Origin of the sequence: Pseudoflavonifractor gallinarum, assembly GCF_014982855.1 — a bacterium.
Lineage (GTDB): Bacteria > Bacillota > Clostridia > Oscillospirales > Oscillospiraceae > Pseudoflavonifractor_A > Pseudoflavonifractor_A gallinarum.
This window is the reverse complement of the sequence record NZ_JADCKF010000007.1, coordinates 109,514-135,879: the sequence shown is the minus strand read 5'-3', so window position 1 is coordinate 135,879 and position 26,366 is coordinate 109,514. Positions and strand designations below refer to the sequence as shown.

Genomic DNA, 26,366 nt, shown 5'->3' with positions numbered 1-26,366 from the left:
TTGTCTCAGAGAAAGAGCGAGATGGAGGCGGGACGGGCATATCCCAGCTCCAGCTCCTCCTTATGGTAGAGGTACCCCGGATCGTCATAATAGCGGGCCTGCCGGGGACAGCCCTTGATGCAGGCGCCGCATTTGATGCAGATGCCGGTATAGGAGCGCACATCCCGGGGATCGATGGAGCCCATGGGACAGAATTTGGCGCACAGCCCGCACTGGTCACACTGCGCGCCCACCTTGGAGCGCACCTTACGGATGTCGATGGGTGCACCGGAGCGGTCCCGGGGCTGGTAGTAGGGGCCGATGGGGGTCCGGCCCGCCACGGCTACCGGCTCCTCCACCGGGCCTGCACGGAGCTTGTCGGCCGCCCGGCGGGCAAAGGCGCGGGCGGTGTCCAGGTCAGCCCGGTCTGGTCGGCCGGCCGCCAGGGTGGTGGAAAAGGCGTGCTCCCCGACGAAAGCGGCCGCCGCAAAGGGGAGGAAGCCTCGCCGGATGAGCAGGTCCCGCAGCTCGATGAGAGCGTCGTCAAAATTCCGGTTGCCGAAGAGAACCAGAGGCAGGGCCAGGGCGCCCGCCCCCTCCCAGGTCTCCAGATAGGGGAGCAGGACGTTGGGCAGCCGTCCGGCATAGACCGGGAGGCCCGCCACTACGAGATCCCCTGCCTGGACGGGCGGCGGTGCGGTGCGGGCGGCGGGGAGGGTGAAATTATACTCCTCCAGAGGGGCGGAGAGCTCCTCCGCCAGGGTACGGGCCAGGGTGAGGGCAACGGTCCGGGTGGTGCCGGTGGCGCTGAAATAGACGGCACGGACTGTGCCGATGGGATGCTCTTCCATAGCGGCTCCTCCTTTCCGGTGATTAACACCAGTGTACTACGCCGGCAAAAGTGGGTCAAGGGGAGAAAACCGGGACTTTCTCTTGACATTTTGCGGGGGATTTCATATACTAAAAGGCGTTATCAAGACAAAAGCGACGATGGGAAGGAGTACCCGTTGTTCCGGATGCAGAGAGAAGCCGTTTTGGTGCGAGGCTTCCGAGGAGCGCGGGGAAGGTCGTCCCGGAGTCTGCCGCAGAATGGAGTAAGCGGCGGCGGTCCCTCCCGTTATCGAGGAAATGAGTGTCCCATACGGGAAATTCAGGTGGTACCACGGACTTCGTTCGCCCTGAGCCATTGGCTCAGGGCGTTTTTTCTTGTAAAAGGAGAGACGCGGTATGGAAATCAAGATCCGAACACACTATGATAGGGATGCGCTGACCGCGATGGCCCGGGGCCTGCGTAAGACGGTGCGCCGCAAGAAGAGCCGCCGCAGCCGGATTGTGGGTGTGGTGCTGATGGTCCTGGCCTTTCTGTTTGGGGTAGGAGATCTGATCCTCAATCCCGGATGGAAGGCATGGCTGGACCTGGGGGTGGCCGTGGTGCTGCTGCTCATCCTCCTTACAGAGGACCGAGTCAATGGCTTTTTGGCCGGACGTAAGGTTCTGCCTGGCGCACGGGATACCGAGACTGTCTTTACCGAGCAGGACTATACGACCACCATCCAAAATGCCGAGACCCGCTGGAGCTATGAGAGCATCCGGGCCATCGCCGAGGGGGAGAATTTTATTGTTCTGGCCCTCAGCGACCGCCACGCCCAGGTCTTTGACAAGAGGGGCATCACCGCCGGCACGCCGGAGGAGCTGCGCACCCTTCTGCGGGACAAGACGGGCCTTCCCGTCACCAAAATGTAAGTTCACACAAGAACAGGAGTGTTTTCAGTATGAAGAAAGAACTTCCCAAGGTCTATGAACCCCAGGAGGTGGAGAGCCGCGTCTATGAGATGTGGGAGAAAAACGGCTGCTTCAAGGGCCATCGGGATCCCGACAAGAAGCCCTTCACCATTGTCATGCCGCCCCCCAACGTCACCGGCCAGCTCCACATGGGTCACGCCATGGACTCCACCCTCCAGGATATCCTGATCCGCTTCAAGCGGATGCAGGGCTATGCCGCTCTGTGGGTCCCCGGCACCGACCACGCCGGCATCGCCACCCAGATCAAGGTGGAGGAGGAGCTGCGCAAGAACGAGGGCCTGAGCCGTTATGACCTGGGCCGGGAGAAGTTCCTGGAGCGGGTGTGGGACTGGAAGAACAAGTACGGCAACCGCATCGTGGAGCAGCAGAAGAAGCTGGGCGCCTCCTGCGACTGGGACCGGGCCCGCTTCACCATGGATGAGGGCCTGTCCAAGGCCGTCCGCCATGTGTTTGTCTCCCTCTACAAGAAGGGCCTCATCTACAAGGGCTCCCGCATCATCAACTGGTGCCCCAACTGCGTCACTGCTCTCTCCGACGCCGAGGTAGAGTACCAGGATAAGCCGGGCTCCTTCTGGCACATCCGCTACCCCATCCAGGGGGAGGAGGGCCGCTATGTCATCGTGGCCACCACCCGGCCCGAGACCATGCTGGGCGACACCGGCGTGGCCGTCAACCCCAACGACGAGCGCTACAAGGACATCGTGGGCAAGAAGTGCATCCTGCCCCTGGTGGGCCGGGAGATGCCCATTGTGGCCGACGAGTATGTGGACATGGAGTTCGGCACCGGCTGCGTGAAGATGACCCCCGCCCATGACCCCAACGACTTCGAGGTCGGCCTGCGGCAGAACCTGGAGACCATCCGGGTGCTGGACGACAACGGCAAGGTGGTGGAGGGCTACGGCCGTTACTCCGGCATGGACCGCTATGAGGCCCGCAAGGCCATCGTCCATGACCTGGAGGAGGGCGGCTGGCTGGTGAAGGTGGAGCCCCACCAGCACAACGTGGGCACCTGCTACCGCTGCCACAGCGACGTGGAGCCCCTGATCTCCGCCCAGTGGTTCGTGAAGATGGAGCCTCTGGCCAAGGAGGCCCTGCGGGTGGTCAACGACGGAGAGGTCAAGTTTGTCCCCGACCGCTTCTCCAAGACCTATACCAACTGGATGGAGAACGTCCATGACTGGTGCATCTCCCGCCAGCTGTGGTGGGGCCACCAGATCCCCGCCTGGACCTGCCAGGAGTGCGGCCACATCACCGTGTCCGAGGAGGACCCCACCGAGTGCGAGCACTGCCACTCTAAGAACATCAAGCAGGAGGAGGACGTGCTGGACACCTGGTTCTCCTCCGCCCTGTGGCCCTTCTCCACCCTGGGCTGGCCCGACGAGAACAGCGAGGACTTTAAGTATTTCTTCCCCACTGACGTGCTGGTCACCGGCTACGACATCATCTTCTTCTGGGTGGCCCGGATGATCTTCTCGGCCTGCGAGCATACCGGGAAGCCCCCCTTCCACACCGTATTCATCCACGGCCTGGTCCGGGACGACAAGGGTCGCAAGATGTCCAAGTCTCTGGGCAACGGTATCGATCCCCTGGAGATGGCCAACCAGTACGGCGCCGATGCCCTGCGCTTCAACCTGGTCACCGGCAACTCCCCCGGAAACGACATGCGCTTCTACACCGAGCGGTGTGAGGCCATGCGCAACTTTGCCAACAAGATCTGGAACGCCAGCCGCTTCCTGATGATGAACCTGACCATTGAGGAGTGCCGCCTGCCCGAGCACCTGGAGATGGAGGACAAGTGGATCCTCTCCAAGCTCAACAGCGTCATCCCCGAGGTCACCGAGAACATGGAAAAGTTCGAGCTGGGCGTGGCAGCCCAGAAGGTCTATGACTTTATCTGGGACTCCTACTGCGACTGGTATATCGAGCTGACCAAGGCCCGCCTCCAGGGCGAGGACGAGGAGGCCAAGCGCAACGCCCAGCAGGTGCTGTGCTATGTGCTCACCGAGACCCTCAAGCTCCTGCATCCCTTCATGCCCTATATCACCGAGGAGATCTGGCAGGCGCTGCCCCACCAGGGAGACTATCTGATGCTCCAGCAGTGGCCGGAGTACCATGCCGAGCTCTCCTTCCCCCAGGAGGAGAAGGCCATGGAGCTCATCATGGACGCCATCCGCGCCGTGCGTACCCGCCGCGCCGAGATGAACGTGCCCCCCTCCAAGAAGGCTCATCTGACCGTGGCCACCCAGGAGCAGGCTGTCTTTGAGGCGGGAATCCCCTTCCTCAAGCGCCTGGCCTCCGCCAGCGAGGTGGAAGTGGTGCCCGCCGCCGAGGCCCGGCAGGAGGCCGGACAGGTGGTCATCGCCACCCATGTGGCTCAGATCTCCATCCCCCTGGGTGAGCTGGTGGATCTGGAGAAGGAGAAGGCCCGGGTCCAGAAGGAGCTGGACAAGAATCGCAAGATGCTCTCCGGTCTGGAGGGCAAGCTCCAGAATCCCGGCTTTGTGAGCAAGGCCCCCGCCAACGTGGTGGAGGCCGAGCGGGAGCGGGCCGAAAAGCTGCGCGCCCTGATCGAGAAGCTGGAGGAACAGCTCCAGAGCATGTAAGAAAAGAGAACAAGCCCCGCCGCGGTTATCCGCGGCGGGGCTTGTTGTTTCAGAAGAGAGAATCTGGATTCAGACCGAACGGGCCTGGTCGGCCGATTGCCCGGAAGCCCAGGAAAACCGCCTGTGGATCCGGCGCTTCTGGAAATACATCTGCCGGTCACTCTCGGTCAGCAGGCCGTGAAGGTTTTCCAGTGCGTCCGCAGTGCCCCATGTCCAACCCAGAGCGGCATCCAAGCCAGCGTGGGAGAGCTGGCTGCGCAGATGCTCCACAAACCGCTTGGACTGATCCTGCGAGAGATCGGCTCCGATCAGGACAAATTCGTCGCCCCCCACCCGGAAGGCATGCACATTGGAGGGGCAGGCGTGGCGCAGGCACTGTGCCATCTGACGGAGCAGATGGTCCCCCGCCACATGACCCTGTAAGTCATTGATTTCCTTGAGCCCGTTGAGATCCAGCGTGACGGCGCAGACCGGCCGCCCGGACCCGGACAGCGCGGAGAGCAGGTTGCGCAGAGAACGGCGGTTGGGAAGACCGGTGAGCACATCGGTCAGCGCCTGGGTCCGGTAATCATCCTGCTGGGCCAGCACCATCTGCAAGCGCAGGCATTCCAGATGCAGATGGTACAGCCGCCTCAGGACCAGCAGAAGGATCAGGAAAAAGAGGAGGGATAAGAGCACAAGAAGACAGATCAGAAGCTTCATATGGATACCCTTTCTTCCGGGGAGGCATGACAAAGAGAGGCAGGGCCGGAACCTGCCAAAGGGAATGGATGCGGCGGAAGGGGATAAGTGCGGATGATTTGAACCTATCATACCACAAAATTGCGGATGTGAATAGTAACGATATACATAGTAACGAGAGATATGGATATGTTAGAAAGAGGGGGATGCCTGTAGTATAGTTTGGGGGGATGCTATGGAGGAGCGAAGTGTAACGTGGGTCAGAGCATATGGGCGGGTGGAACTGTGTTTGCGGGAGCGGATGGAGGAGCGGGGGCTGACCCGCAATCATCTGGCCCGTCTGGTCAATACCCGCTATGAAGTCATCGACAAATGGTATAAAAATGAAGTGGAGAAGATCGACGCGGATATTCTGGCAAGACTGTGCTTCGTGCTGGACTGCGGGGTGGAAGAACTGTTGGTCTATCGCCAGAATTGACTTTTCGTGCTCTCTTCGACGAATTCCGGCGGCGGAATGAGATATAATCGCTGTATACCAAAAATTGGTATACAGCATTTTTTATGGCAAGGAGGCGCGGGCCTCCCGGGGAGGGACAAGCTATGGCAGTAATCTGTACGGGCGAAGGCCGCGTACTGACGGTGAACGTGACCGGGGAGGTGGACCACCACCATGCCAGGACCATCATGACCGAGATGGAGCAGGCGGTGGGAGCCGCCCTGCCCCGTCAACTGATCCTGGATCTGTCCGGAGTGACCTTTATGGATAGCTCCGGCATTGCGGTTTTGCTGCGCGCCTATCGCCGGGCGTCGGAGATCGGCGCGGCGGTGCGGGTGACAGGGGTGCCGGAGCAGGCGTGGAAGGTACTCAAAACCGCCGGACTGGAGCGCCTGATGACCTTTGAATCAGAGACGGGCGGGAAAAATCCCCGCCCCGGGAGGGATACATATGAGACAAAAACCGGTAAATGAGGTCGTAATGACCTTCCTCAGCCGCTCGGCCAACGAGGGCTTTGCCCGTACGGCTGCGGCCTGTTTTGTGGCCCAGCTGGATCCCACGCTGGATGAGGTGAATGATGTCAAGACCGCTGTCAGCGAGGCGGTCACCAACGCCATTGTGCATGCCTACCCGCAGACACTGGGAAAGATCACACTGCGCCTGCGCCTGTTTGGAGATCAGACGGTGGAGATCCTGGTGAAGGACAACGGCGTCGGCATTGAGGATGTGGACCGGGCCAGAGAGCCCCTCTATACCACCGGAAATGAAGAGCGCTCCGGCATGGGCTTTACCATTATGGAGAGCTTTATGGACCGGGTACGGGTGCGCTCCACCCCGGGGAAAGGAACAATGGTGGTGCTCTCAAAGCAGATTGCGCGCCGCGTGGGCCTGCCGGTATGAGTGTGGCCGATACCCCTGAACTGCTGGAGGAGGCAAGGAGGGGGGATAACGACGCCTGTACCCGCATCCTGGAGGGAAATGCGGGATTGATCTGGGGAATCGTGCGCCGCTATTGCGGGCGGGGCGTGGACCCGGAGGACCTGTACCAACTGGGGTGCCTGGGATTTTTAAAGGCGGTGCGGGGATTTGACCCGGCCTTTGGCTGCCAGTTCTCCACCTATGCCGTACCAAAGATTACCGGAGAGATCCGGCGTTTTCTCCGGGATGACGGCACCCTCAAGGTCAGCCGTGGCCTCAAGGAGCGGGGAGGAAGCGTCCGCCAGGCCCGGGACAGGCTCTCGGCTGCCCTGGGGCGGGAGCCCACCCTCTCTGAGCTGGCGGAGGAGACCGGACTGGAGCCGGAAGAGATCGCCGCCGCAGAAGAGGCCAATCAGCCGGTGGCCTCCCTCCAGATGGAGACGGGAGACGGCCTGACGCTGGAGAGCCTGGTGGGGGGCGCGGGATTTGAAGAGGAGGTGGTGGAGCGCGAGACGCTGCGGGAAGCCATCCGCTGCCTGCCCGAGCGGGAACGGAAGGTGATCCTTCTGCGCTATTTTCGCTCCTTCACCCAGGACCGTACCGCCCAGGTGCTCGGGGTGTCCCAGGTCCAGGTCTCCCGGATCGAAAAGAGAGCGGTGGAACAGCTGCGGCGGGCGATGACAGACGGCCAGAGCTGAAATGAAGTCCGTCTGTGGACGGCGGACAGTCCAGAGTGGTGCAGGATGAAGCCATTATACCCAGTCTGAAAAGTGGAGTCAAGTATTTCAGGATTTATTCCAGCTATCGTGTCCATGAATTCGATACAATGGTCAAAGATAACAGGAATAAGGGGGGATGGATGTGTACCTGCCTGAAATAGGAGCCAAGATCAAACATCTGCGCGGACAGCGTGGAATGTCACAGATTGCACTGGCAAAACAGCTGGGTGTTTCCAAATCTGTCGTGAGTTCTTATGAAAACAGTGTGCATTTACCTCCGTATGACGTGTTGATCCGCATGGCGCGGATCTTCGGAGTCAGCACGGATTACCTTTTGGGGGCATCCGGAAAGCGCACGATCAATGTGGATGGATTGACGGATACACAGATCGAGGCAATTGCGCTCATCGTCAACGAGTTGCGGACCACGCACGCAAAAGAGAGGACGTCCCCTGTCTAGCAGAGGACGGATATCAAAATAAAAAGGCCCGTCCCCACGGATTTAAGTGGGGACGGGCCTTTGCTCAGCGCCGTCTGCGGCCGGAATAACGGGAAGAACCACGGCCGCCCCGGGCACGGCTTCCGCCGTAACGGGAACGCTTGCGGCCGGTAATCAGATGACGGAGGAAGAGGAAGACCAGCAGTACAGCCAGCACGACCAGGACGATGCGGACCCAGAGCTGGTCAAAGAATTTCTGGATCCGATCCAGCCGGTAGAGGAGCTCGGAGCGCTCCACAGAGCTGTTGGCCACCAGATCCACTTTACCGTACTCCTGACCGTTGTAGGTGAGGGTCACGGTACCCAGGACCTGACCTTCCTCAACGGGGGCTTCCACACTCTCGGGCAGGTCCAGCTCACGCTGGAAGGCGGCGGGATCAATGTCGTTGGGCAGAGTGGCCGACAGGGAACCGGCAGGCCGGACGGTCACATAATCAGTCTTGGAGAGAGTGACCGACACCTCGGGAAAGTCCAGACTGCTGCCATCCAGAATGGTCTGGCGGGAGAAGTTGTTGAAACCGAACTCCAGCAGACGCTTGCTCTCGGTAAAATAGTTGACGTCCTTGTTCTCGGTATAGTTGGCCGCACCCATCACCACAGCGATGAGGTTGCGGTCATTTTTAGTGGCGGAGGAGACCAGACAGTGTCCAGCCTCCGGGGTAGAGCCGGTCTTGATGCCGGTGGCATACTCATACCAGTAATCCCGCACCCGCCAGGTGGAGACCAGGCCGTTGGTGGAGTGGAGGGTACGGGCTTCGCTGAGGTTGGTGGCGGGGATCTTGTAGTCTACCGAGCTGACCAGTTCCCGGAAGGTGGGGTCCTTCATGGCCTCATGGGCCATGAGGTAGATGTCGTAGGCAGAGGTGTAATGGTCGGGATCATGATAGCCGTGGGGGTTGGCAAAATGGGTGTCGTTCATGCCCAGTTCCTGTGCGCGCTGGTTCATCAGATCCACAAACTTCTCCACATCCCCGGCCACCAGCTGTGCCATGGCATTGCAGGCCTCATTGGCGGAGGGGATGAGGGCGGCGCCCAGCAGATCGTGGATGGTGAGCTGCTCTCCCGCCTTGATGCCGGCGGTGGAGCCGTCGGCGCCAATGCCGTAATTGACCTGGTCACCGACAGTGACCACCTCATCCAGCTGATGTTCGCCCCGAGCGATGGACTCCAGGGTGAGCAGACAGGTCATCACTTTGGTGATGGAAGCGGGGTAAACCTTGCCGTGGGCGTTCTGCTCATAGAGCACCTCACCTGTGTCATCGTCCACCAGCAGTGCGGCGGTGCCTTCGATGTGCATGGAGGCGAGGAGTGCACTCTGCTGCTGGGGAACGGAGGATGGGGCGGCGGAAGGGGCGGGTGTCTGGACCGGCTGGGTCTCCGTGGCCCCGGCGGAGAGCGGAAATACCAGACCGGCTAACAGACCGGCCAGCAGGAGGAAGGATGCGAGACGATTTTTTTTCATAGGAAACTCCTTGCAATTGTGATATACTCAATAAATGTATATAAGAACATCCGGCACCAGAGATGGGGCCGAACGAAATGAGATTATGTAACCATCATTATAGCAAAAAAGTGTCGCACACGCAACGGAAAGGAGCCAAAAGAACCATGCGGATTTCGCGTCTGGAGGGGGCGGCGCTGTTTCTGACCGCCGCCTTTCTGGCCTTTTCTGCGGGGTGGCTGGCAAGGGGCGCGCTCGACGCGCCGCCGGTACGGGTCGAGGTGGAACGGAGCAGCGCGGCGGTGGTAACCATTCCAACCGCTGCGCAGGAGCAGGAAGTGCCCAGCACGGCTCCGACAGTCGGGACAGAGGCGCCAAGTGCCGCTCCAACGGCGGAGCCGGAAGAAGAGGGGCCGGAAGCGGCGTCCGGGAAGATCAACATCAATACCGCCACCGCAGAGGAACTGGAGACCCTTCCGGGCATTGGGGAGAAACGGGCCCAGGCCATTGTGGAGGACCGCCAGAACAACGGACCCTTTCGCACCGTTGAGGAGCTGACCCGGGTCAAGGGGATCGGCGAGGGGATTCTGGCGGGGCTGATCGATGGGATTACGGTATGAAGGAGGGAAACGACTTGAAAATACTGGTAGTCGATGACGAAAAGGTACTGGTCAAAGGAATGAAATTCAACCTCCAGAGCGAGGGTTATCAGGTTGAGACCGCCTATGACGGCGAGAGTGCGGTAGAGCTGGCCCGGGGAGGGGCCTTTGACCTGATTATTTTGGACCTGATGATGCCCAAGATTGACGGGCTTCAGGCCTGTATGCGGATTCGGGAGTTTTCCAATGTCCCCATCATTATGCTGACAGCCCGCAGCGAGGATGCCGACAAGATCATGGGGTTTGAGTGCGGAGCGGACGACTACATCACCAAGCCCTTCAATATCCTGGAGCTGAAGGCCCGGGTGCGGGCCCTGCTGCGCCGGGCGGGCATGACGGCCCAGAAGGAGCGGGGAAGCCGTCTCTTTGTCGGGCACATCACCCTGGACCCCGACGAGCGTTCGGTCTGGAAGGGAAAAGAGTCTGTGGAGCTCACGGCGAAAGAGTTTGATCTGATGGAGCTGCTGATGCGCAACCCGGGCCGGGTATACAGCCGGGAGAGTCTGCTCAATGTGGTCTGGGGCTATGAGTATGCCGGGGACTACCGTACCGTGGATGTCCATGTCCGGCGCTTGCGGGAAAAGCTGGAGATGGACCCGGCGCACCCGGCCTATATCCTCACCAAGTGGGGCGTGGGCTACTACCTGAAGAACAGCTGATCCGGCCCGGCAGAGAGAATGCGGCGTTTGGGAAAGGAGGCAGGCGCAGATGGAGCGGTCCTGGCAGAGCGGAAGACGAGTGCCCTTCTGGCGCTCCCTCCAAAGTAAATTTATTCTCAGCTACGGGGCCATCATTGCCGCGCTGCTGATCTTTTTGAATATTTATCCCATTTTGATCTCGCAAAATCTGGTTTTTCAGTCCAAGCAGGACTCCCTCTGGCGGCAGGCGGATATCATCACCTCCACGCTGGCGGGCGGCGAGGGACTGACCGCTGAGGGCGTGGAGGCCAACCTCACGAAGCTGGGCGTCACCGGCGTAGACCGGGTGATGGTGACTGACCCGGCGGGCAAGGTGCTCTACGACACCAGTGAGGTGGACAATGCCATGGACCACTATGCCCTTTTATGGGAAGTGGTCAGCGCCTTAAAGGGAAACGATGTGTTCCGGTCGGAATATCGGGACGGGGCTTTCCGCACCCGGGCGGCCGCCCCCATCCTCTACCGGGGGATGACCCAGGGGGCCGTCTATCTCTACGAGTACGATAAAGAGCAGGCCGAGATGCTGCTGGACTTTCAGAGCAATCTGCGCAATATCTCCCTGGTGGTATGCGCCGCCGGCCTGGGATTCAGCATTCTGTTCTCCACTGCGGTGACCCGGCGGATCGCCGCGCTTCTGAGCGGTATCCACACCGTGCGGGAGGGCGAGTACAGCCATCGGGTCACCATTGGCGGTGGGGATGAGCTCACGCGGCTGGCCGATGAATTCAATGAGCTGACCGGGCGGCTTCAGACCACGGAGGAGGTCCGCCGGCGCTTTGTCTCGGATGCCTCCCACGAGCTCAAGACCCCCCTGGCCTCCATCCGTCTGCTGACCGACTCCATCCTTCAGAACGATGGGATGGATGAGGAGACAGTGCGGGAATTTGTCACCGACATTGGAAATGAGGCCGAGCGGCTGACCCGTATCACGGAAAAGCTGCTCACGCTGACCCGAATGGATACCGCGCCCCCCAGAGCGGTGGGGCCGGTGGATGTGAAACAGGTGCTGCTCCGGGTGGAGCATATGCTCCTGCCCCTGGCCGGGGCGGTGAATGTATCGCTGCATATGGATCTGATCGAGGGCTGTACCGTCCTGGCCACAGAGGACGACCTCTATCAGATCGCCTTTAACCTCATGGAAAACGCCGTCAAGTATAACCTGCCGGGCGGAAGCGTCTTTGTCTGTTTGCAGCTGCGCCGGGGAAAGCGCCCGGGGGACGGTGACTGGGTGGTCCTGCGGGTGGAGGACACGGGAGTGGGCATCCCAGAGGAAGACCTGCCCAAGATTTTTGATCGCTTTTACCGAGTGGATAAGGCGCGCTCCCGGGCGGCCGGCGGAACCGGTCTGGGGCTGTCCATCGTGCGGGATACCGTGCTTCAGAACGGCGGCACGGTGGAGGCCCGCCGGCGGGAGCCGGAGGGCACCTGCTTTGAGGTGTGCTTTCCTCGCTGGCACGGAGAAGAGGAGGGAGCGGAATGAGAAAACGAATGCTGCCTCTCGTGCTGGCACTTCTGACTCTGGCCGGCTGCGGCATGGGCAAGAGCCAGGGCAAAGACACAGAGCATCCATATGAGATCTATTTTGTGGCCGAGAATGACGAGAGCGGGGCGGCAGTAGGGGGCGAGTTTTGGCACGCCCAGGGCAAGGAGCCGCTGATCCAGGAATTGCTGGCCCGTCTTCTGGCGGGACCTGAGACCATGGAGCTGACCTCCCCCTTCCCCAAGGGACTGGAGGTACGGAGCTGGGAGCTGAACGATGGGAAGCTGGATCTGGATTTCTCCGAGGCCTATGAGGGGCTCTCCGGCATTGATCTGACCCTGGCCAATTACTGCCTGGCGCTGACCCTCTGTCAGGTGGAGGGGGTGGATTCCATCCATGTGACCATTGAGGGAGAGCAGAATCCGCTGACCACCGGGGAGAATCTGCGCCCTGAGGATGTCATCCTTCTGGGGACGGAGGGAGAGCCCATGGAAATGACGGCCACCCTCTGGTTCCCCCGGGCCGATGGGACCGGATTGGGCGTGGAATACCGGCGGCTGCTGCTCACCGAGGAGGACACGCTGAGCGCGGTGGTGATGGAGGCGCTGATCCAGGGCCCCAGCTATGACACGATGACCCCCGTACTTCCGGCTGAGACAGAGCTGCTGGGCGTGATCGTAGAGGATGGGGTCTGCTATGTGAACCTCCCCGCCGATGTGCTGGAGGCGCTGGCACAGGATGAGGAGCAGCTGCGCCTGACGGTATACGCCATTGTGAACACCATGGCGGGCAATGTGGATACGGTGCGTACCGTCCAGCTGCGGGCAGACGGACAGCCGGCCCAGTTGCCCAACGGACTTAATCAGGCTCTTAAGCCGGATCTGTCTCTGGAAAAATAGTTGACAAATTCAATACGCTAGCGTACTATATAAAACAACTTTGCGCCAGCCAACCGCGCCATAGAAAGGAAGACCCAATATGAGCCAGCAGCGTCCCAATACCCAGTGCATCCATGCGGGATACCGCCCCGGAAACGGAGAACCCCGCAATATTCCCATCATTCAGTCCACTACCTTCCGATATGAGACGGGCGAGGCTATGGGAAAGCTGTTTGATCTGGAGGCCAGCGGGTACTTCTATACCCGGCTTCAAAATCCCACCAATGACAGTGTGGCAGCAAAGATCTGTGCACTGGAAGGGGGGAGCGCCGCGATGCTCACTTCTTCGGGACAGGCCGCCAACTTCTACGCGATCTTCAACATCTGTTCCTGCGGAGACCATGTGGTCTCCTCTACGGCCATCTATGGCGGAACATACAATCTGTTTGCAGTGACCATGAAGCGCATGGGCATTGAGTTTACCTTTGTGGAGCCAGACTGCACGCCCGAGGAGCTGGAGGCCGCTTTCCGGCCCAACACCAAGGCGGTATTCGGCGAGACGATTGCCAACCCCGCCCTGGCCGTGCTGGATTTTGAGAAGTTTGCCGCGGCAGCACACGCCCACGGCGTGCCCCTCATCGTGGACAACACCTTTGCCACGCCTATCAACTGCCGGCCTTTCGAATATGGGGCCGATATTGTCACCCACTCCACCACCAAGTATATGGACGGCCATGCCAACGCGGTGGGCGGAGCCATCGTGGACTCCGGCGCCTTTGACTGGACCCGGTATCCCGACAAATTCCCCGGACTGTGCACGCCGGACGAGAGCTACCACGGCGTGACCTACACGGAGCGGTTTGGAGTGGCAGGGGCCTATATCACGAAGGCCACCGTTCAGCTCATGCGCGACTTCGGCTCCGTTCCGGCGCCCATGAACTCCTATCTCCTGAATGTGGGACTGGAGACGCTCCACCTGCGGGTTCCCCGCCACTGCGCCAATGCCCTGGCCGTGGCCCAGTATCTGCAGAAGCACGAAAAGGTGGCGTGGGTCCGCTATCCCGGCCTGGAGGGCGATCCGTATCACGGGCTGGCCCAGAAGTATCTCCCCAACGGGGTGTGCGGCGTGGTCTCCTTTGGCGTCAAGGGCGGACGCGAGGCGGCCGAGACCTTTATGGCAAGGCTGAATCTGGCCTCCATCGCCACCCATGTGGCCGATGCCAAGACCTGCGTACTGCATCCGGCCTCCACCACCCACCGGCAGATGAACGATCAGGAGCTCTATGCGGCCGGGGTGTCCCCGGATCTGGTCCGCTTCTCGGTGGGCATTGAGGATATCAACGATATCCTGGCCGATCTGGAAGCGGCGTTGGCCAAGGTAAACGCATAAGAATATCACAACCGGAAGGCAGGGGCGCCGTCTATTGGAGACGGCGCCCCTGCTGTGTTGTTCCGGGAGAAGAAATTCTATATATGTTTTTACATCGAAGACATATGAAGAGTGTTGGAAATGACTAAACTGCCAAGTATTTTTTTGGGAAAAAGCCATAGAAATGAGAATTTCATCCTAGCTATTCCAGATTATGGCTTGACGAAAGCGAAAAAAAGGGCTATGATAGGGGCACATCAAAAAAGTGCATAGAGATGGCCGCTTCTTTTGTCCGCCTTTTATTCAATTTTTCACAAGACAGAAAAATGGAAGTGTTCGTGGTGTATGGACAAAGTGGCGGCACAAACTCTGGAGAATCTCAGCGACGGGGGCCGAAGGTGTAAGGTGCGTAAGCACTGATCTCTCAGGCAAAAGGACAGAGTAGAGTGCATCGGCAGTATGTCATTGGTTGGAATGCGCTCTGCAAAGCCGGACCCGTCACAGGGGCCGGCTTTTTTGATGACAGCATGGTTCGGAGTGCGGTATGCATGGTTCCGGCTGTGCATATGTTGACGAGAACCCATAAAAACAGGGGGTGAAAGGGCGCGCGATGCAAGGCACCCCGGCAGGTGTGTGGCCGGGGGACATCAGGAACGATTCCGTGTGGAGAGAAAGGATGAATATCTATGGATCAATTAGCGGCTATCGTAAGTGCGGCCAGTAATTTTGTCTGGAACAGCGTACTGCTCTATGTACTGGTATTTACCGGCATCCTGTTCACCGTTCGGCTCGGTTTTATTCAGATCCGCAAATTCGGCGCCGGCTGGCGCGAGATGTTCGGAGGATTCAGTCTTTCCGGTAAAAAGGCCGATAAGGACGGCATGAGCTCCTTCCAGGCGGCAGCTACTTCCGTGGCGGCTCAGGTCGGCACCGGTAACGTGGTGGGCTGTGCTACGGCCATCCTGCTGGGCGGTCCCGGCGCAGTGTTCTGGGTTTGGGTCGCGGCTTTCCTCGGTATGTCCACGATCTATGCAGAGGCTGTGCTGGCCCAGAAGTATAAGACCCGTGGCCCCGACGGACAGGTCATCGGCGGTCCTGTGTATTACATCCGCGCCCGTTTCCAGGGCGGCTTTGGAAAGTTCCTGGCTGGCTTCTTCGCGATTGCCATCATCCTGGCCCTTGGCCTGATGGGCAACATGGTGCAGTCCAACTCCATCAGCAGCTCCTTTGAGACTGCTTTCGGCGTTCCCAAGCCTGTGGTTGGCGTCGTCGTGGCCGTGCTGGCTGGCTTTATCTTTATGGGCGGCGTGAAGCGCATCGCCTCTGTGACCGAGAAGCTGGTCCCCATTATGGCTATCTTCTACCTGGTGGGCAGCCTGATCGTGATCGGTGCTCATATCACGGCTGTGCCCGAGGTGTTCCGTCAGATCTTTGTGGGCGCCTTTGATCCCCAGGCAGTTCTGGGCGGCGGCGTCGGCGTTGGTATGATGACTGCTATGCGCTACGGCGTAGCCCGCGGTCTGTTCTCCAATGAGGCCGGCCTCGGCTCCACTCCCCATGCCCATGCGATGGCCAAGGTGAAGGATCCCCGCGATCAGGGCCATATCGCGATCGTCTGTGTCTTCATCGATACCTTTATCGTTCTGACCCTCACCGCGCTGGTTATCCTCACCAGCGGTGTGGTTACCCCCAACATGATCGGCGACGACAGCACTGCGGCCTCTCTGGCTCAGTCCGCGTTCTCCACGGTCTTTGGCAGCTTCGGCAACATATTTGTGGCCATCTGCCTGCTGTTCTTTGCCTTCTCCACCATCATTGGTTGGTACTTCTTCGGCGAGCAGAACATCAAGTACCTCTTTGGTCAGAAGGCGGTCAATGTCTACTCCATCATCGTGATCCTGTGTGTCTTTGTTGGCTCTCTGCTGAAGGTGGACCTGGTGTGGAACCTGGCCGACTTCTTCAACGCGGTGATGGCTCTGCCCAACCTGATTGCTCTGATCTGCCTGTCCGGCGTTGTGGTACGGATCACCAAGGGCATGGAAGAGGAGCATGTTCTGAAAAAGTAATTGCTGATGCATCGCTCTTTTGTACGGCGCGGGAATTATCCCGCGCCGTATGTTTTTCCACAGAGCTCCTTTTCCGGGTGGATAAACCCGTGGACAAACGGGGAAACTGGTCCATACGAGTCGACGGATAAAGGAGCGGATGGGTGTGGATGTAGCGACCATACTGGGGACAGTGAGCCAGTGGCTCTGGAATCATGTGCTGTTGTATGTGTTGTTGGCCGTGGGAATCTATTTTACCCTGCGGCTGCGTCTGGTACAGGTGCGGAAACTGGGCATGGGGGTTCGAACACTGACGGCCGGACTGCGCCGGAAAAGCGGGACAGAACGTTCCCGAGGCATGAGTCCCTTTCAGGCGCTGACCACTGCCATTGCGGCCCAGGTGGGGACGGGGAACATCACCGGCTGTGCTACGGCTCTGGCGGCCGGAGGACCAGGGGCAATCTTCTGGATGTGGGTCTCCGGCTTTTTTGGCATGGCGACCATCTATGCCGAAGCCGTACTGGCGCAGACCTACCGCTCTGTCCGTCCGGACGGATCGGTATTGGGGGGACCGGCCTACTACATTCGCGCAGCCGTGCGGGGCAGGGTGGGGCGTATCCTGGCGGGGATCTTCTCTGTCCTCCTGATTTTGGCACTGGGAATTATGGGAAATATGGTGCAGTCCAACTCCATTGCGGGCGCCTTTCAGCATGCCTTCCACATTCCAACACTGGCGGTGGGGATTGGTGTGGCGGCGGTCTCTGCCTTTGTCTTTCTGGGCGGAGTAGGCCGGGTGGCCTCTGTGACCGAAAAACTGGTGCCTCTGATGGCAGGGATCTATGTGGCCGGGTGTGCGGCCATTCTGGTGCTCAACCGTACAGAACTCCCGGAGGCCGTGCGCTCGATCTTTGTGGGGGCCTTCCGGCCCCAGGCGGTGGCAGGGGGCGCGGCGGGACTGACCCTGCGGGAGACCATCCGCTATGGCGTGGCGCGGGGACTCTTTTCCAATGAGGCGGGACTCGGTTCCACACCCCACGCCCACGCGCAGGCAAAAGTAAAGCGCCCGGAGGAACAGGGAATCGTGGCCATGCTGGGCGTATTCGTATCCACCTTTGTGATTTTGACCTTGACCGCACTGGTCCTGCTCACGACCGGCGTCCTGGGGAGCGGACTGGAGGGGACTGCACTGGCCCAGTTGGCCTTCCAGCGGGCCTTTGGCCAGGCCGGAAAAGGATTTGTAGCCATCTGTATGCTGCTCTTTGGATTTTCCACGGTGGTGGGGTGGTATTTCTTTGGGGAGCAGAATGTGGAATCCCTCTTTGGACGGCGCGGCGTGCTGATTTATACCTGGGTGGTGCTGGCCGCCCTGGTGGCAGGTTCCGGGCTGCGGGTAGACCTGGTCTGGAACCTGGCGGACCTGTTCAACGGGCTGATGGCTCTGCCCAACCTGATCGCTTTGCTGCTGCTGGGACATGTGGTAGCTGGAATCTGCCGGGCGGGTGACGGAGGAAAGCACCTTTCCGGCAGGGAGCGGAAATCAGATTCAGCAGGGTGACGAAGCGCTTAGAACAGATAAAAGTTTAAGGTTAGGGCGGGAAAATTGCCCTGACACGGGAGATATGAGGAGATTTCGGCATTTATAATTGCGATGGGTCCAATCGAAACCTAGATGCAAAACAAGACGTGCAGACCATGGCAGAGAAAGAGAAGGAACCAAACGATTAGCACCAAAATGGGAAAAATGAAATACAGAAAACCATCCGGACGGTTTTGTATGGCAAGCGTCGGGGGAGGCTTGACTTCCTCCTTGAAAGCTTCTACAATGAATTTGGAACAAAAGCCTGCGGAAACGCCGCGGCAGAGTGTTGAAACCAGTGAGAACATCCCCATTCCTCTTTCTTCTTGCGGGAAGGTCCGTACCCATCCACGGGTGCGGACCTTTCTGCATCTGGGATGTATGCAAGCGCGGGGAGATATGGTACAATGAAAGCCGTCAACGGAAGGAGAAGCTGCGTTTTCCTTCCCGGAAGAATACCGAGAGGAGGGAAAAAATGAAGTCGTGGAATGAACTGTATGAGGCCTGTATGTCCTGCCGGAACTGCCCCCTGTGCGAGACCCGGCACAATGTGGTGTTTGGCGAGGGCGCTCAGAATGCGGAAGTCATGTTCATCGGCGAGGGGCCCGGCGAACAGGAGGACCTCACCGGCCGTCCCTTTGTGGGGCGTGGCGGAAAATTTCTGGACGAGATGCTGGCCATGATCGAGCTGGACCGCTCCAAGATCTTCATTGGCAATATGGTAAAATGCCGTCCCCCGGGAAACCGGGACCCGCTGGCAGCGGAGCAGGAGGCCTGTATCGGCTATCTCCGCAACCAGGTGGCCTTGATTCGGCCCAAGATCATCGTCTGTCTGGGGCGGATTGCGGCCATGAAGCTCATCAAGGAGGATTTCAAGATCACCCGGGAGCATGGGCAGTGGTTTGAGAAGGCGGGCGTGCAGATGACCGCCCTGTACCACCCGGCGGCGCTGCTGCGGGACCCCCGCAAGCGGCCCGAGACCTTTGCCGATCTCAAAGCCCTTCAGGCCAAGATCCGTGAGATCTGTGACCATACCTATTAAAAAAATGCCGCCCGGTCCCATGCGGGACCGGGCGGCATTTCGCGTGTCGAACCACTTCGACACGCTTCTCAAAAATGCAGGCATTTTTGAGAGGGGATGCAGCCCCCGGCGTCGCACGCGCAAAGCGCGCACGCTTGTGGGCTGAGCAGTGTTTTTTCCGAGGCGCATGTCCTCGGAAAAAACAGATTTGGACTTTCTTTTGCCGTCTGCGGGCGGCAAAACTCTGCCGAGGGCTTTTTGCAACAGGTCCGCTCTTGTTATTTTGGAGACGTTTTGTTTCGCTTGATGACCTTCAGGCGGACAAACTCCTCCCGCTCCTTTTCTTCCAGGGCGTCGGTGATGGTGCGGATGGTGCGGTCAAAGTCCGGGATCACGATGTGCTCCAGAGCGTTGGCCCGCTTCTGGGTCTTGCGGATGGCCACCGCCAGACGGTAGATGGAGGTCTCCACCTCGGCCAGCTGCCGGATGAGGTCCTTGACCTGGTGAAACTGGATAAAGGCGTTGTCCAGCGCCGAGCTGGTGGAGGCGAAGCCGTAGTCCGGCTTGGGGGGCGGGGAGCGGTCGGGCAGGTGGGGAAGTTCCACCCCCATGATGGAGCGGTACTGGATCTCCAGTGTCTGGTCCACCTCCACGGCCTCGGCGATCTTATCACAGATGCCCAGCTTTACATTGGCGTGCTGTAAGGCGGCATAGGCTCCGGCAAAGACCGTGTCAATCTGGGTCTGGACCTCTTTGGCGGTATCCATGAGAGACATCATCTCCCGGATCAGGATGTTGCGCTTGCGGTCCATGAGCTCATACCCGGTGGCGGCCAGCGCCCGGGAGCGCTTGGCGGCCATCAGGGCACCCTTGGTGGGGAGAATGGCGGACATAGGAGGTCACTTCCGTTCCAGAGAGAATTACTGTGGGAGATCGGAGAGGAGGCTCTGATAGGCCCCCTCCACATAGTGGGCCTGGAGGGTGGCGTCGTCCACCCGGTCCAGCTCGCTCCGGGGCAGAATGGTGAGGAGCTTCCAGCCCAGATCCAGGGTCTCCGGGATGGTGCGGCGCTGGAGGGGGTCCTGCCGGATGAAGAGCTGCTCGAGCGCCCGGCCGAAGGTCAGGTACTGCCGGTCGGTCTCGGAGAGCTCGTCCTCGCCAATGACGCTGGCCAGACTCCGGGCGTCCTGCACCTTGGAATAGGAGGCGAAGAGCTGGTTGGAGAGGGCGGGGTGGTCGGCCCGGGTAAAGCCCTCGCCGATGCCGTCCTTCATCAGGCGGGAGAGGGAGGGGAGGATGGAGACCGGCGGATAGAGGCCCTTCTGGTCCAGATCCCGGTCCAGCACGATCTGCCCCTCGGTGATGTATCCGGTCAGATCGGGGATGGGGTGGGTGATGTCGTCGTTGGGCATGGTGAGGATGGGGACCTGGGTCACCGAGCCGGGACGGCCCCGGATCATGCCGGCCCGCTCATAGAGGGAGGCCAGATCCGAGTAGAGGTAGGCGGGAAAGCCCTTTCGGGAGGGGATCTCTCCCTTGGAGGAGGAGAACTCGCGCACCGCCTCGCAGTAGGAGGTCATGTCCGTGAGGATGACCAGCACATGGTATCCCTTGTCGAAGGCCAGATATTCCGCCGCCGTGAGGGCACAGCGGGGGGTGAGGATCCGCTCGATAATGGGGTCGGAGGCCAGGTTGCGGAACATGACCACCCGCTGGAGGGCGCCGGCCTCCTCAAAGCTGCGGCGGAAAAATTCGGCGGTATCGTTCTTCACGCCCATGGCGGCAAAGACGATGGCGAAGTTGCGCTCCTCGCCCACTCGGGCCTGGCGCACGATCTGGGCGGCCAGCTCGTTGTGCTTCATGCCTGAGCCGGAGAAGATGGGCAGCTTCTGCCCCCGGATCAGGGTCATGTTGCAGTCGATGGCCGAGATGCCGGTCTCGATGCAGTCCCGGGGATAGTGCCGGGAGACCGGGTTGATAGCCGAGCCGTTGATGTCCCGGCGCTCTTCCGGGTAGAGCTCCCCCAGGCCGTCGATGGGCCGGCCCGCGCCGTCAAAGATCCGGCCCAGCATCTCGGTGGAGAGGGGGAGCTTTACAGGCTCCCCGGTGAAGTGGGTGCGGGCATTGTCCAGGGAGAGCCCACGGGTGCCCTCGAAGACCTGGAGGATGGCCTTATCCCCCTCCAGGCGGATGACACGGCCCGCCCGGCGCTTCCCGTCGGGCAGGGTGATCTCGGCGGTCTCGTCGTAGGCCACGCCTGACACGCCCTCCAGTGCGATGAGGGAACCGGAGAGCTCCGAGAGCCCCATATATTCCAGTCTCATGGTGTATCAGCTCCTGACATGATTCGGTGGGTCACCGGTTGGCCTCATCCACCTGGCGCAGGGCGGCGCGGATGGCCTCATGATAGCCCTCAAAGCGCTGGGGCGTGTCGTTGGGGACCTCGTATTTGATCTTGCTCAGGGATGCAAAGATCCCGGTGGCCTTGATCTGAGAGAGGGGGATGGCCCGCTCCAGCAGGGGCTTTGCCCCGTCGTAGAGGGCCAAAATGACCTCCATCATCTGAAACTGCTTTTCCAGCGGCACGTAAGTGTCGATCTGGTTGTAGGCGTTTTGCTGCAGGAAGCCCACCCGGATGAGCCGGGCGGTCTCCAGGGTCAGCTTCTGCTCCTCCGGGAGGACGTCGGCGCCGATGAGCTTGACGATCTCCAGAAGCTGGTCCTCCTCCTGGAGCAGGGTGAAGATCCGCTGCCGGTCGGCCATGAAGCGGGGACTGACCTGCTGGTCATACCAGGGCTTCAGATCGGCGATGTACTCGGAGTAGGAGGTGAGCCAGTTGATGGAGGGGAAGTGCCGCCCGTAGGCCAGGGCCCGGTCCAATCCCCAGAAGGTGCGCACATACCGCTTGGTATTCTGGGTGACGGGCTCGGAGAAGTCGCCGCCCTGAGGGGAGACAGCGCCGATGACCGTGACGCTGCCCTCCTTGCCCTCCAGCGTGCGGACATAGCCCGCCCGCTCATAAAATTCGGCCAGGCGGGAGGCGAGATAGGCGGGGAAGCCCTCCTCCGCGGGCATCTCCTCCAGCCGGCCGGAGATCTCCCGCAGGGCCTCAGCCCAGCGGGAGGTGGAGTCGGCCATGAGGGCCACGTGGTAGCCCATATCCCGGTAGTACTCGGCAATGGTCATGCCGGTATAGACCGAGGCCTCCCGGGCGGCCACGGGCATATTGGAGGTGTTGGCAATGAGAATGGTCCGGTTCATCAGAGGCTGCTGGCTCTTGGGGTCCAGCAGCTCGGAGAACTCCTCCAGGGCCTGGGTCATCTCGTTGCCGCGCTCACCGCAGCCCAGATAGACGATGATGTCGGCGTCGGACCACTTGGCCAGCTGGTGCTGGGTCATGGTCTTGCCGGCGCCGAAGGGACCGGGAATGGCGGCGGCGCCCCCTTTTCCGATGGGAAAGAGGGTGTCGATGATGCGCTGTCCCGTGATGAGGGGGCGGTGGATGGGAAGCTGCTCTCCCATGGGGCGGGGGGTGCGGATGGGCCAGCTCTGGGCCAGGCGGAGGGTGTGGACTGTCCCTCGGTCATCGGTGAGCTCGATCAGCGCATCCGCCACGGTGTAGGAGCCATTTGGGGCGGCATGTGTCACTCGGCCGGAGAGCCCGGCGGGCACCAGACAGCGGTGGGTGATGAGGGTGGTCTCGGGACACTGGGCATAGCAGTCTCCCGCTTTGAGTTGGTCGCCCTCCCGGACCAGAACGGTGGTCTCCCACCGGCGGTCCGGGTCCAGGGTGGGGATGTCCAGCCCACGGTCCAGAAAGGGACCGCTCCGCTCCTCCATGACCTTGAGGGGCCGGGCGATGCCGTCAAAGATGTTGTTGAGCAGGCCGGGGCCCAGGGTGATGGACATGGGAGCCCCCAGACTGGTCACCGGTTGACCGGGGATCAGTCCGGCGGTGTCCTCATAGACCTGTACGGTGGTGGTGTCGCCTTCCACGCCCACCACTTCGCCGATCAGGCCCATGTCGCCCACCCGGACCATGTCCATCATGGCCAGCCCCCGGCCGCCACGCACCGTGACGACGGGGCCGTTGATGCCGTAGATCGTATAGCTCATGCCTGCGCACCGCCTTCCTCCGGGATCTCATCGGCCGGAGCGGCCAGGGAGAGCCCCACCAGACTGGCAAAATGACCGCTCAGCTCCTCCATGGCAGTGTCATAGGAGGCGTCCAGACGCAGGTGTAGGGAGGCCGATTCCAGGATCAGGCCGCCCAGGGCAAAGGGACCCGGACGGATGTCCAGGCTCCGGCCGGGCAGGGCCTCCCGCAGCTGCCCGCCCAGAGAGAGGTCCGCGCTCCGGAGATAGAGCACCAGATCCTCTGCACGCTCCAGCTGGGCGGCGGCCTCCTGCAGGCGGACGCGGAGCTGGTCGGCGTAAGCAGGTGTGGCGGTAAAGGCGCCGATGCGCTCCCGTACCAGGGAAAAAACCTCCCCGGCGATCTCCTCCCGCCGGCGGTAGAGGGCCTGCTTGCTCTCCAGCAGATGGCGGGAGACCTTGCGGCCCTGCTCGCTGCGGATGCGGGAGACCTCGCCGTGGATGTAAGTATAGGCCTCCAGCAGGATCTGATCCTCGGCGCTGGAGAGGGCGGCATCATGCTTTTCTTTCAGCTCCTGCATGGTGCGCTCATTCTCCGCGGCGGCCTGGGAGAGGAGCAGAGCGGTAAAGCGGTCCAGTTTTTCGGATAGTTCTGGCATAGTGGAGTCCTCCATGGATCAAGGTAGCGGGAGGGATCAGAGCTTTACGCCGATGGCCCCCCGGATGTAGCGGGTGATGGAATCGCTGGCGCGTCCCAGGCTGTGCCGGTCTGGAATCTCCACCACCAGGGGACGGTGGGCGGTGAGCTTCATGGGCGCGATGAGCTCCTCACACAGGGCGGCCAGGCCCTCGGTGATGAGGAGTACCCCGATCTCAGGGTCGGCCGACGCCTCCCGGATGGCCTTCCCAGCGGCCTCGGCGTCCCGGACCACCACGCCCTCGATGCCGGCCAGGCGGAGACCCACCTGGGTGTCCGTACTGTCGGTGATCACAAAGTATTTCACGGAAAAAGCCCCCTTTGCCGCTTAGGCGAACAGGAGCAGCAGGGCCACGATCAGGCCGTACAGAGCCACACCCTCGGCCAGGCCCACGAAGATCAGCGCCTTACCAAAGGCCTTCTCATTCTCCGAGATGGCGCCCAGCGCGGAAGAGGCGGCCGCGGCCACGGCGATGCCGCCGCCGATGCCGGACAGGCCAACGGCCAGGGCCGCGCCGATGTACTTGAGTCCCTCGGCGATTCCCCCAGCGGCCGCGGCTGCGCTCTCTCCCGCGGCGGAAGCGCTGCCGCCAAAGCCCAGCACGGCGGCCAGGATCAGGCAGGCGAAGAAGGACGCGATGTTGGCCCCCAGGGCCCGCCGGGCCTTTTGGCCGGTGTAGCGGCGGATTCCGGTGAGAAAGAGAGGGGAAAACATAGTCAGGCTGGCAAAGAGAACGATCAGATATTTCATGTGAGATGCCTCCACAAATTTATTCCTCGCCGCTGCGGGCGGTGTACTGAATCTTTTTGGGACGGAAGGGGATGCCTCCGTCCTCATAGAAGCGGCCGAAGAGCTCATAGAACTCCAGACGGAGCACCTGGATACCCACCAGAAGGCCCTCAAAGCCCATGACGAAGAGATTGCCCAGTACGATGACCACCGGGTTGAGATCCGAGCCGGCCAGCATATGGACCACCATCATGAGGCCCACGTGGGTGATGGCATAGGCCCCGATCCGCAGGAAGGAGAGGGTGTTGGTGAGATAGGAGAGCAGGGTCTCAAAGAGCTCAAAGAGGCCGATGCTCAGGACCTCCCCCAACTTGGTCTCCTTCCAGGCCGGGTCGCCGGAGCACAGCAGCGAGAGGGGCTCCCGCAGCAGGATGCAGACCAGCGGCAGGACCAGGACGGGCAGCACATAGGCCGGGACAAAGAGGTTTATGCCAAAGACCAGAGTAGAGAGGGCGGCCACGATGAGTCCCACGTAGAAGAGAATGCCCGCCGCCCCGTTGGGACCGAAAAAGATCTTCTCCATGTCCCGCTGCCGGATGCCGTTATAGATGTTCAGGCCCATCACCAGCAGCAGCATACACACACCCAGGCCCACCGAGCAGAGCAGGAGCACCAGCACGTTGCTGGAGCCGGGGAGCAGGTTGCTCTCCTCCAGGATCTTGAAGCCGGGGAGCAGGTCCTCAAAGCCGAATACGCTGCCGTATACGCAGCCGAAGAGGGCGCCGGACAGGCCGCACAGGGCGATGATGTTGCCAAGCCACATCCCCTTCCACTTGGCCAGAATGAGACCGATCAGCGCCAGACCCAGGCCCTGTCCCAGATCACCGAACATGATACCGAAAAACAGGCAGTAGGTGAGGGCCAGAAAGACCGAGGGGTCCAGCTCATGATAGGCCGGCAGGCCGTACATCTCCAGGAAGGGGCGGAAGATCCGGCCCAGGAAACAGTTGCGCAGCTTGGTGGGGGGCTTGACGGAAGCCGTCTGTTCATCGGCCCGGTCCACCACACAGGAGCACTCGGGAAAGGCGGAGAGGGCCTTCATCACCGCGTCCAGCCCGTCTACCGGCACCCAGCCCATGAGATAGAAGCTCTCCCGGGAGTGGGCGGCGTAGCGGCGCAGATCATAGAGCTCACTGTGGTAGCGCAGCGCGGAGCAGACCGAACGCAGGTGGGCGCACTCCCGGGCGGCAAAGGCGTCCCGCTCCTCCTCGAGGGTGCGCAGCTTGTCCGAGGCCTTGGCAGCCAGGGCCGTGAGTTCGTCAATGGCCTCCTCGGGCGTACCGTGGACCGCTGGGTCCAGGTGGATGCGGACAAAGTGGAGGGAGGTAAAGAGGGCGTCCACCTTTTCGTGGCCTTCCCGCGCGGTGAAGTAGATGCCATAGACCCGGCGGGCCTCCACATTGGTGGGGATAAAGAAGAGCTCCTCGTGTTCATTGAGCGCGGACTGAAAGCTGTCGTAGGTCTCCCGCGGGAGATAGCCGTACCGGAAGCGGATGAAGTCCAGGTGCCACAGCTGTTCCAGCTGAGTAGAGAGACCGCGCAGGTGCTCCAGCTCCAGCGCAATGCCGCGGTCCTCCTCCAAGAGCTCGGCCTGCCGGCTCTTCCGGCTGGTCAGCGTGTCCAGCGTCTGCGCCAGCGTGTCGAAGTAGCCGGAGATCGCCTCCAGATCCAAGGGCTCGTCAAAGGGCTCATAGGCGGGGGAGAGGCCCAGCGCGTCCAGCAGCTCCTCGGCCCGCCGCAGGGGAGCGGCATAGGGATTGGAGTAGGCAAAGGGCCGCAAATGCCCCACCCGCTCCATGAGAGAGAGGGCGTTTTCCGGGTGGAATTCCTGGTCGAGCACGCAGGAAGCGGCCACCGCGTCAAACTGCTCCAGAGGACCGGCCACGGTGAGAAGCCGCATGGGAACAACAGACATCCGA

25 protein-coding genes, 1 riboswitch and 1 other annotated feature are annotated in these 26,366 nt (G+C 61.0%); of the genes, 15 read left to right on the top strand and 10 right to left on the bottom strand.

The window, feature by feature from the left end:
- Positions 1-5: 5 nt before the first annotated feature.
- Positions 6-830 carry a 4Fe-4S dicluster domain-containing protein gene (locus INF37_RS09105; RefSeq protein WP_193537829.1) on the bottom strand — a complete coding sequence of 275 codons (825 nt, stop codon included), beginning with the start codon at positions 828-830 and terminating at the stop codon, positions 6-8.
- Between the two features lie 127 nt (positions 831-957).
- Positions 958-1,163 (top strand) — a binding site (T-box leader).
- Between the two features lie 43 nt (positions 1,164-1,206).
- On the opposite strand from INF37_RS09105, the gene INF37_RS09100 reads away from it, so the two are divergent.
- Both INF37_RS09100 and INF37_RS09095 read left to right on the top strand, forming a co-directional pair.
- Entirely contained in the window at positions 1,207-1,722 is a 516-nt protein-coding gene (locus INF37_RS09100) for a YcxB family protein (RefSeq protein WP_101691416.1), read from the top strand.
- A gap of 29 nt (positions 1,723-1,751) precedes the next feature.
- Positions 1,752-4,385, top strand: a complete 2,634-nt coding sequence (locus INF37_RS09095) for a valine--tRNA ligase (RefSeq protein WP_186964146.1) — start codon at positions 1,752-1,754, stop codon at positions 4,383-4,385.
- 69 nt (positions 4,386-4,454) lie between these two features.
- Here INF37_RS09095 and INF37_RS09090 read toward each other — a convergent pair whose 3' ends face one another.
- Complete coding sequence (locus INF37_RS09090; protein WP_193537827.1) at positions 4,455-5,087, bottom strand: GGDEF domain-containing protein; 633 nt, start codon at positions 5,085-5,087, stop codon at positions 4,455-4,457.
- A gap of 214 nt (positions 5,088-5,301) precedes the next feature.
- On the opposite strand from INF37_RS09090, the gene INF37_RS09085 reads away from it, so the two are divergent.
- The 5 genes from INF37_RS09085 to INF37_RS09065 all read left to right on the top strand — a co-directional run bounded on the left by INF37_RS09085 (position 5,302) and on the right by INF37_RS09065 (position 7,659).
- Positions 5,302-5,544, top strand: coding sequence for a helix-turn-helix domain-containing protein (locus INF37_RS09085; RefSeq protein ID WP_193537825.1), 243 nt, complete (start codon positions 5,302-5,304; stop codon positions 5,542-5,544).
- 122 nt (positions 5,545-5,666) lie between these two features.
- The gene (locus INF37_RS09080; protein WP_101691412.1) at positions 5,667-6,035 is read left to right on the top strand and encodes an STAS domain-containing protein; all 369 of its coding nucleotides are present in this window, start codon (positions 5,667-5,669) and stop codon (positions 6,033-6,035) included.
- Positions 6,013-6,462, top strand: coding sequence for an anti-sigma F factor (gene spoIIAB, locus INF37_RS09075; RefSeq protein WP_193537823.1), 450 nt, complete (start codon positions 6,013-6,015; stop codon positions 6,460-6,462). The genes INF37_RS09080 and spoIIAB overlap by 23 nt, the downstream gene beginning before the upstream one ends.
- Positions 6,459-7,178: a sigma-70 family RNA polymerase sigma factor gene (locus INF37_RS09070; RefSeq protein WP_193537821.1), complete on the top strand. Its 720-nt coding sequence runs from the start codon at positions 6,459-6,461 to the stop codon at positions 7,176-7,178. Before spoIIAB ends, INF37_RS09070 begins: the two co-directional genes overlap by 4 nt.
- Positions 7,179-7,335: 157 nt before the next feature.
- The gene (locus INF37_RS09065) at positions 7,336-7,659 is read left to right on the top strand and encodes a helix-turn-helix domain-containing protein (RefSeq protein WP_193537818.1); all 324 of its coding nucleotides are present in this window, start codon (positions 7,336-7,338) and stop codon (positions 7,657-7,659) included.
- Positions 7,660-7,723: 64 nt separating this feature from the next.
- Here the strand turns inward: INF37_RS09065 and INF37_RS09060 are convergent, their stop codons facing one another.
- A complete protein-coding gene (locus tag INF37_RS09060) occupies positions 7,724-9,160 on the bottom strand; it encodes a D-alanyl-D-alanine carboxypeptidase family protein (protein ID WP_186964142.1) in 1,437 nt (478 codons plus the stop codon).
- A 146-nt stretch (positions 9,161-9,306) separates the two neighbouring features.
- Here INF37_RS09060 and INF37_RS09055 point away from each other — a divergent pair, with 146 nt between their 5' ends.
- From INF37_RS09055 to INF37_RS09020, 8 genes are all read left to right on the top strand, one after another.
- Entirely contained in the window at positions 9,307-9,759 is a 453-nt protein-coding gene (locus tag INF37_RS09055) for a ComEA family DNA-binding protein (RefSeq protein WP_193537816.1), read from the top strand.
- Positions 9,760-9,773: 14 nt separating this feature from the next.
- The gene (locus INF37_RS09050; protein ID WP_328821061.1) at positions 9,774-10,457 is read left to right on the top strand and encodes a response regulator transcription factor; all 684 of its coding nucleotides are present in this window, start codon (positions 9,774-9,776) and stop codon (positions 10,455-10,457) included.
- 49 nt (positions 10,458-10,506) lie between these two features.
- Positions 10,507-11,976: a sensor histidine kinase gene (locus tag INF37_RS09045; RefSeq protein ID WP_193537812.1), complete on the top strand. Its 1,470-nt coding sequence runs from the start codon at positions 10,507-10,509 to the stop codon at positions 11,974-11,976.
- Positions 11,973-12,875, top strand: coding sequence for a GerMN domain-containing protein (locus tag INF37_RS09040; RefSeq protein ID WP_193537810.1), 903 nt, complete (start codon positions 11,973-11,975; stop codon positions 12,873-12,875). The genes INF37_RS09045 and INF37_RS09040 overlap by 4 nt, the downstream gene beginning before the upstream one ends.
- Before the next feature lie 79 nt (positions 12,876-12,954).
- Positions 12,955-14,244: an O-acetylhomoserine aminocarboxypropyltransferase/cysteine synthase family protein gene (locus INF37_RS09035; protein WP_193537808.1), complete on the top strand. Its 1,290-nt coding sequence runs from the start codon at positions 12,955-12,957 to the stop codon at positions 14,242-14,244.
- Between the two features lie 338 nt (positions 14,245-14,582).
- Positions 14,583-14,673, top strand: a riboswitch (glycine riboswitch).
- Positions 14,674-14,909: 236 nt separating this feature from the next.
- The gene (locus tag INF37_RS09030; protein WP_186964136.1) at positions 14,910-16,289 is read left to right on the top strand and encodes an alanine/glycine:cation symporter family protein; all 1,380 of its coding nucleotides are present in this window, start codon (positions 14,910-14,912) and stop codon (positions 16,287-16,289) included.
- 145 nt (positions 16,290-16,434) lie between these two features.
- Positions 16,435-17,823 carry an alanine/glycine:cation symporter family protein gene (locus INF37_RS09025; RefSeq protein ID WP_408004147.1) on the top strand — a complete coding sequence of 463 codons (1,389 nt, stop codon included), beginning with the start codon at positions 16,435-16,437 and terminating at the stop codon, positions 17,821-17,823.
- 496 nt (positions 17,824-18,319) lie between these two features.
- A complete protein-coding gene (locus INF37_RS09020) occupies positions 18,320-18,886 on the top strand; it encodes a uracil-DNA glycosylase (RefSeq protein WP_101691399.1) in 567 nt (188 codons plus the stop codon).
- Between the two features lie 257 nt (positions 18,887-19,143).
- Here the strand turns inward: INF37_RS09020 and INF37_RS09015 are convergent, their stop codons facing one another.
- From INF37_RS09015 to INF37_RS08985, 7 genes are read right to left on the bottom strand one after another with little or no spacing between them, the layout of a single operon-like run.
- Positions 19,144-19,758 carry a V-type ATP synthase subunit D gene (locus INF37_RS09015; protein ID WP_101691398.1) on the bottom strand — a complete coding sequence of 205 codons (615 nt, stop codon included), beginning with the start codon at positions 19,756-19,758 and terminating at the stop codon, positions 19,144-19,146.
- Positions 19,759-19,785: 27 nt separating this feature from the next.
- Positions 19,786-21,189, bottom strand: coding sequence for a V-type ATP synthase subunit B (locus INF37_RS09010; protein ID WP_101691397.1), 1,404 nt, complete (start codon positions 21,187-21,189; stop codon positions 19,786-19,788).
- Positions 21,190-21,220: 31 nt separating this feature from the next.
- Positions 21,221-22,981, bottom strand: coding sequence for a V-type ATP synthase subunit A (locus INF37_RS09005; RefSeq protein ID WP_193537804.1), 1,761 nt, complete (start codon positions 22,979-22,981; stop codon positions 21,221-21,223).
- On the bottom strand, positions 22,978-23,619 hold the full coding sequence (locus tag INF37_RS09000) for a V-type ATP synthase subunit E (protein WP_101691395.1): 642 nt from the start codon (positions 23,617-23,619) through the stop codon (positions 22,978-22,980). The genes INF37_RS09005 and INF37_RS09000 overlap by 4 nt, the downstream gene beginning before the upstream one ends.
- A 36-nt stretch (positions 23,620-23,655) precedes the next feature.
- On the bottom strand, positions 23,656-23,964 hold the full coding sequence (locus tag INF37_RS08995; protein ID WP_101691394.1) for a V-type ATP synthase subunit F: 309 nt from the start codon (positions 23,962-23,964) through the stop codon (positions 23,656-23,658).
- Positions 23,965-23,985: 21 nt separating this feature from the next.
- Entirely contained in the window at positions 23,986-24,408 is a 423-nt protein-coding gene (locus tag INF37_RS08990) for an ATP synthase subunit C (protein ID WP_193537802.1), read from the bottom strand.
- A gap of 19 nt (positions 24,409-24,427) precedes the next feature.
- A complete protein-coding gene (locus tag INF37_RS08985) occupies positions 24,428-26,362 on the bottom strand; it encodes a V-type ATP synthase subunit I (RefSeq protein WP_193537800.1) in 1,935 nt (644 codons plus the stop codon).
- Positions 26,363-26,366 lie beyond the last annotated feature (4 nt).

Bases quoted from the DNA above. Each gene is read 5' to 3' on its own strand.
- INF37_RS08990 (WP_193537802.1), bottom strand. From the start codon at position 24,408: ATGAAATATCTGATCGTTCTCTTTGCCAGCCTGACTATGTTTTCCCCT.
- INF37_RS09065 (WP_193537818.1), top strand. From the start codon at position 7,336: ATGGATGTGTACCTGCCTGAAATAGGAGCCAAGATCAAACATCTGCGC.
- INF37_RS09045 (WP_193537812.1), top strand. From the start codon at position 10,507: ATGGAGCGGTCCTGGCAGAGCGGAAGACGAGTGCCCTTCTGGCGCTCC.
- INF37_RS09010 (WP_101691397.1), bottom strand. From the start codon at position 21,189: ATGAGACTGGAATATATGGGGCTCTCGGAGCTCTCCGGTTCCCTCATC.
- INF37_RS09105 (WP_193537829.1), bottom strand. From the start codon at position 830: ATGGAAGAGCATCCCATCGGCACAGTCCGTGCCGTCTATTTCAGCGCC.
- INF37_RS09015 (WP_101691398.1), bottom strand. From the start codon at position 19,758: ATGTCCGCCATTCTCCCCACCAAGGGTGCCCTGATGGCCGCCAAGCGC.
- INF37_RS09085 (WP_193537825.1), top strand. From the start codon at position 5,302: ATGGAGGAGCGAAGTGTAACGTGGGTCAGAGCATATGGGCGGGTGGAA.
- INF37_RS09080 (WP_101691412.1), top strand. From the start codon at position 5,667: ATGGCAGTAATCTGTACGGGCGAAGGCCGCGTACTGACGGTGAACGTG.
- INF37_RS09030 (WP_186964136.1), top strand. From the start codon at position 14,910: ATGGATCAATTAGCGGCTATCGTAAGTGCGGCCAGTAATTTTGTCTGG.
- INF37_RS09060 (WP_186964142.1), bottom strand. From the start codon at position 9,160: ATGAAAAAAAATCGTCTCGCATCCTTCCTCCTGCTGGCCGGTCTGTTA.
- INF37_RS09100 (WP_101691416.1), top strand. From the start codon at position 1,207: ATGGAAATCAAGATCCGAACACACTATGATAGGGATGCGCTGACCGCG.
- INF37_RS09090 (WP_193537827.1), bottom strand. From the start codon at position 5,087: ATGAAGCTTCTGATCTGTCTTCTTGTGCTCTTATCCCTCCTCTTTTTC.
- INF37_RS08985 (WP_193537800.1), bottom strand. From the start codon at position 26,362: ATGTCTGTTGTTCCCATGCGGCTTCTCACCGTGGCCGGTCCTCTGGAG.
- INF37_RS09005 (WP_193537804.1), bottom strand. From the start codon at position 22,981: ATGAGCTATACGATCTACGGCATCAACGGCCCCGTCGTCACGGTGCGT.
- spoIIAB (WP_193537823.1), top strand. From the start codon at position 6,013: ATGAGACAAAAACCGGTAAATGAGGTCGTAATGACCTTCCTCAGCCGC.
- INF37_RS09000 (WP_101691395.1), bottom strand. From the start codon at position 23,619: ATGCCAGAACTATCCGAAAAACTGGACCGCTTTACCGCTCTGCTCCTC.
- INF37_RS09070 (WP_193537821.1), top strand. From the start codon at position 6,459: ATGAGTGTGGCCGATACCCCTGAACTGCTGGAGGAGGCAAGGAGGGGG.
- INF37_RS09035 (WP_193537808.1), top strand. From the start codon at position 12,955: ATGAGCCAGCAGCGTCCCAATACCCAGTGCATCCATGCGGGATACCGC.
- INF37_RS09055 (WP_193537816.1), top strand. From the start codon at position 9,307: ATGCGGATTTCGCGTCTGGAGGGGGCGGCGCTGTTTCTGACCGCCGCC.
- INF37_RS09020 (WP_101691399.1), top strand. From the start codon at position 18,320: ATGAAGTCGTGGAATGAACTGTATGAGGCCTGTATGTCCTGCCGGAAC.
- INF37_RS09040 (WP_193537810.1), top strand. From the start codon at position 11,973: ATGAGAAAACGAATGCTGCCTCTCGTGCTGGCACTTCTGACTCTGGCC.
- INF37_RS09095 (WP_186964146.1), top strand. From the start codon at position 1,752: ATGAAGAAAGAACTTCCCAAGGTCTATGAACCCCAGGAGGTGGAGAGC.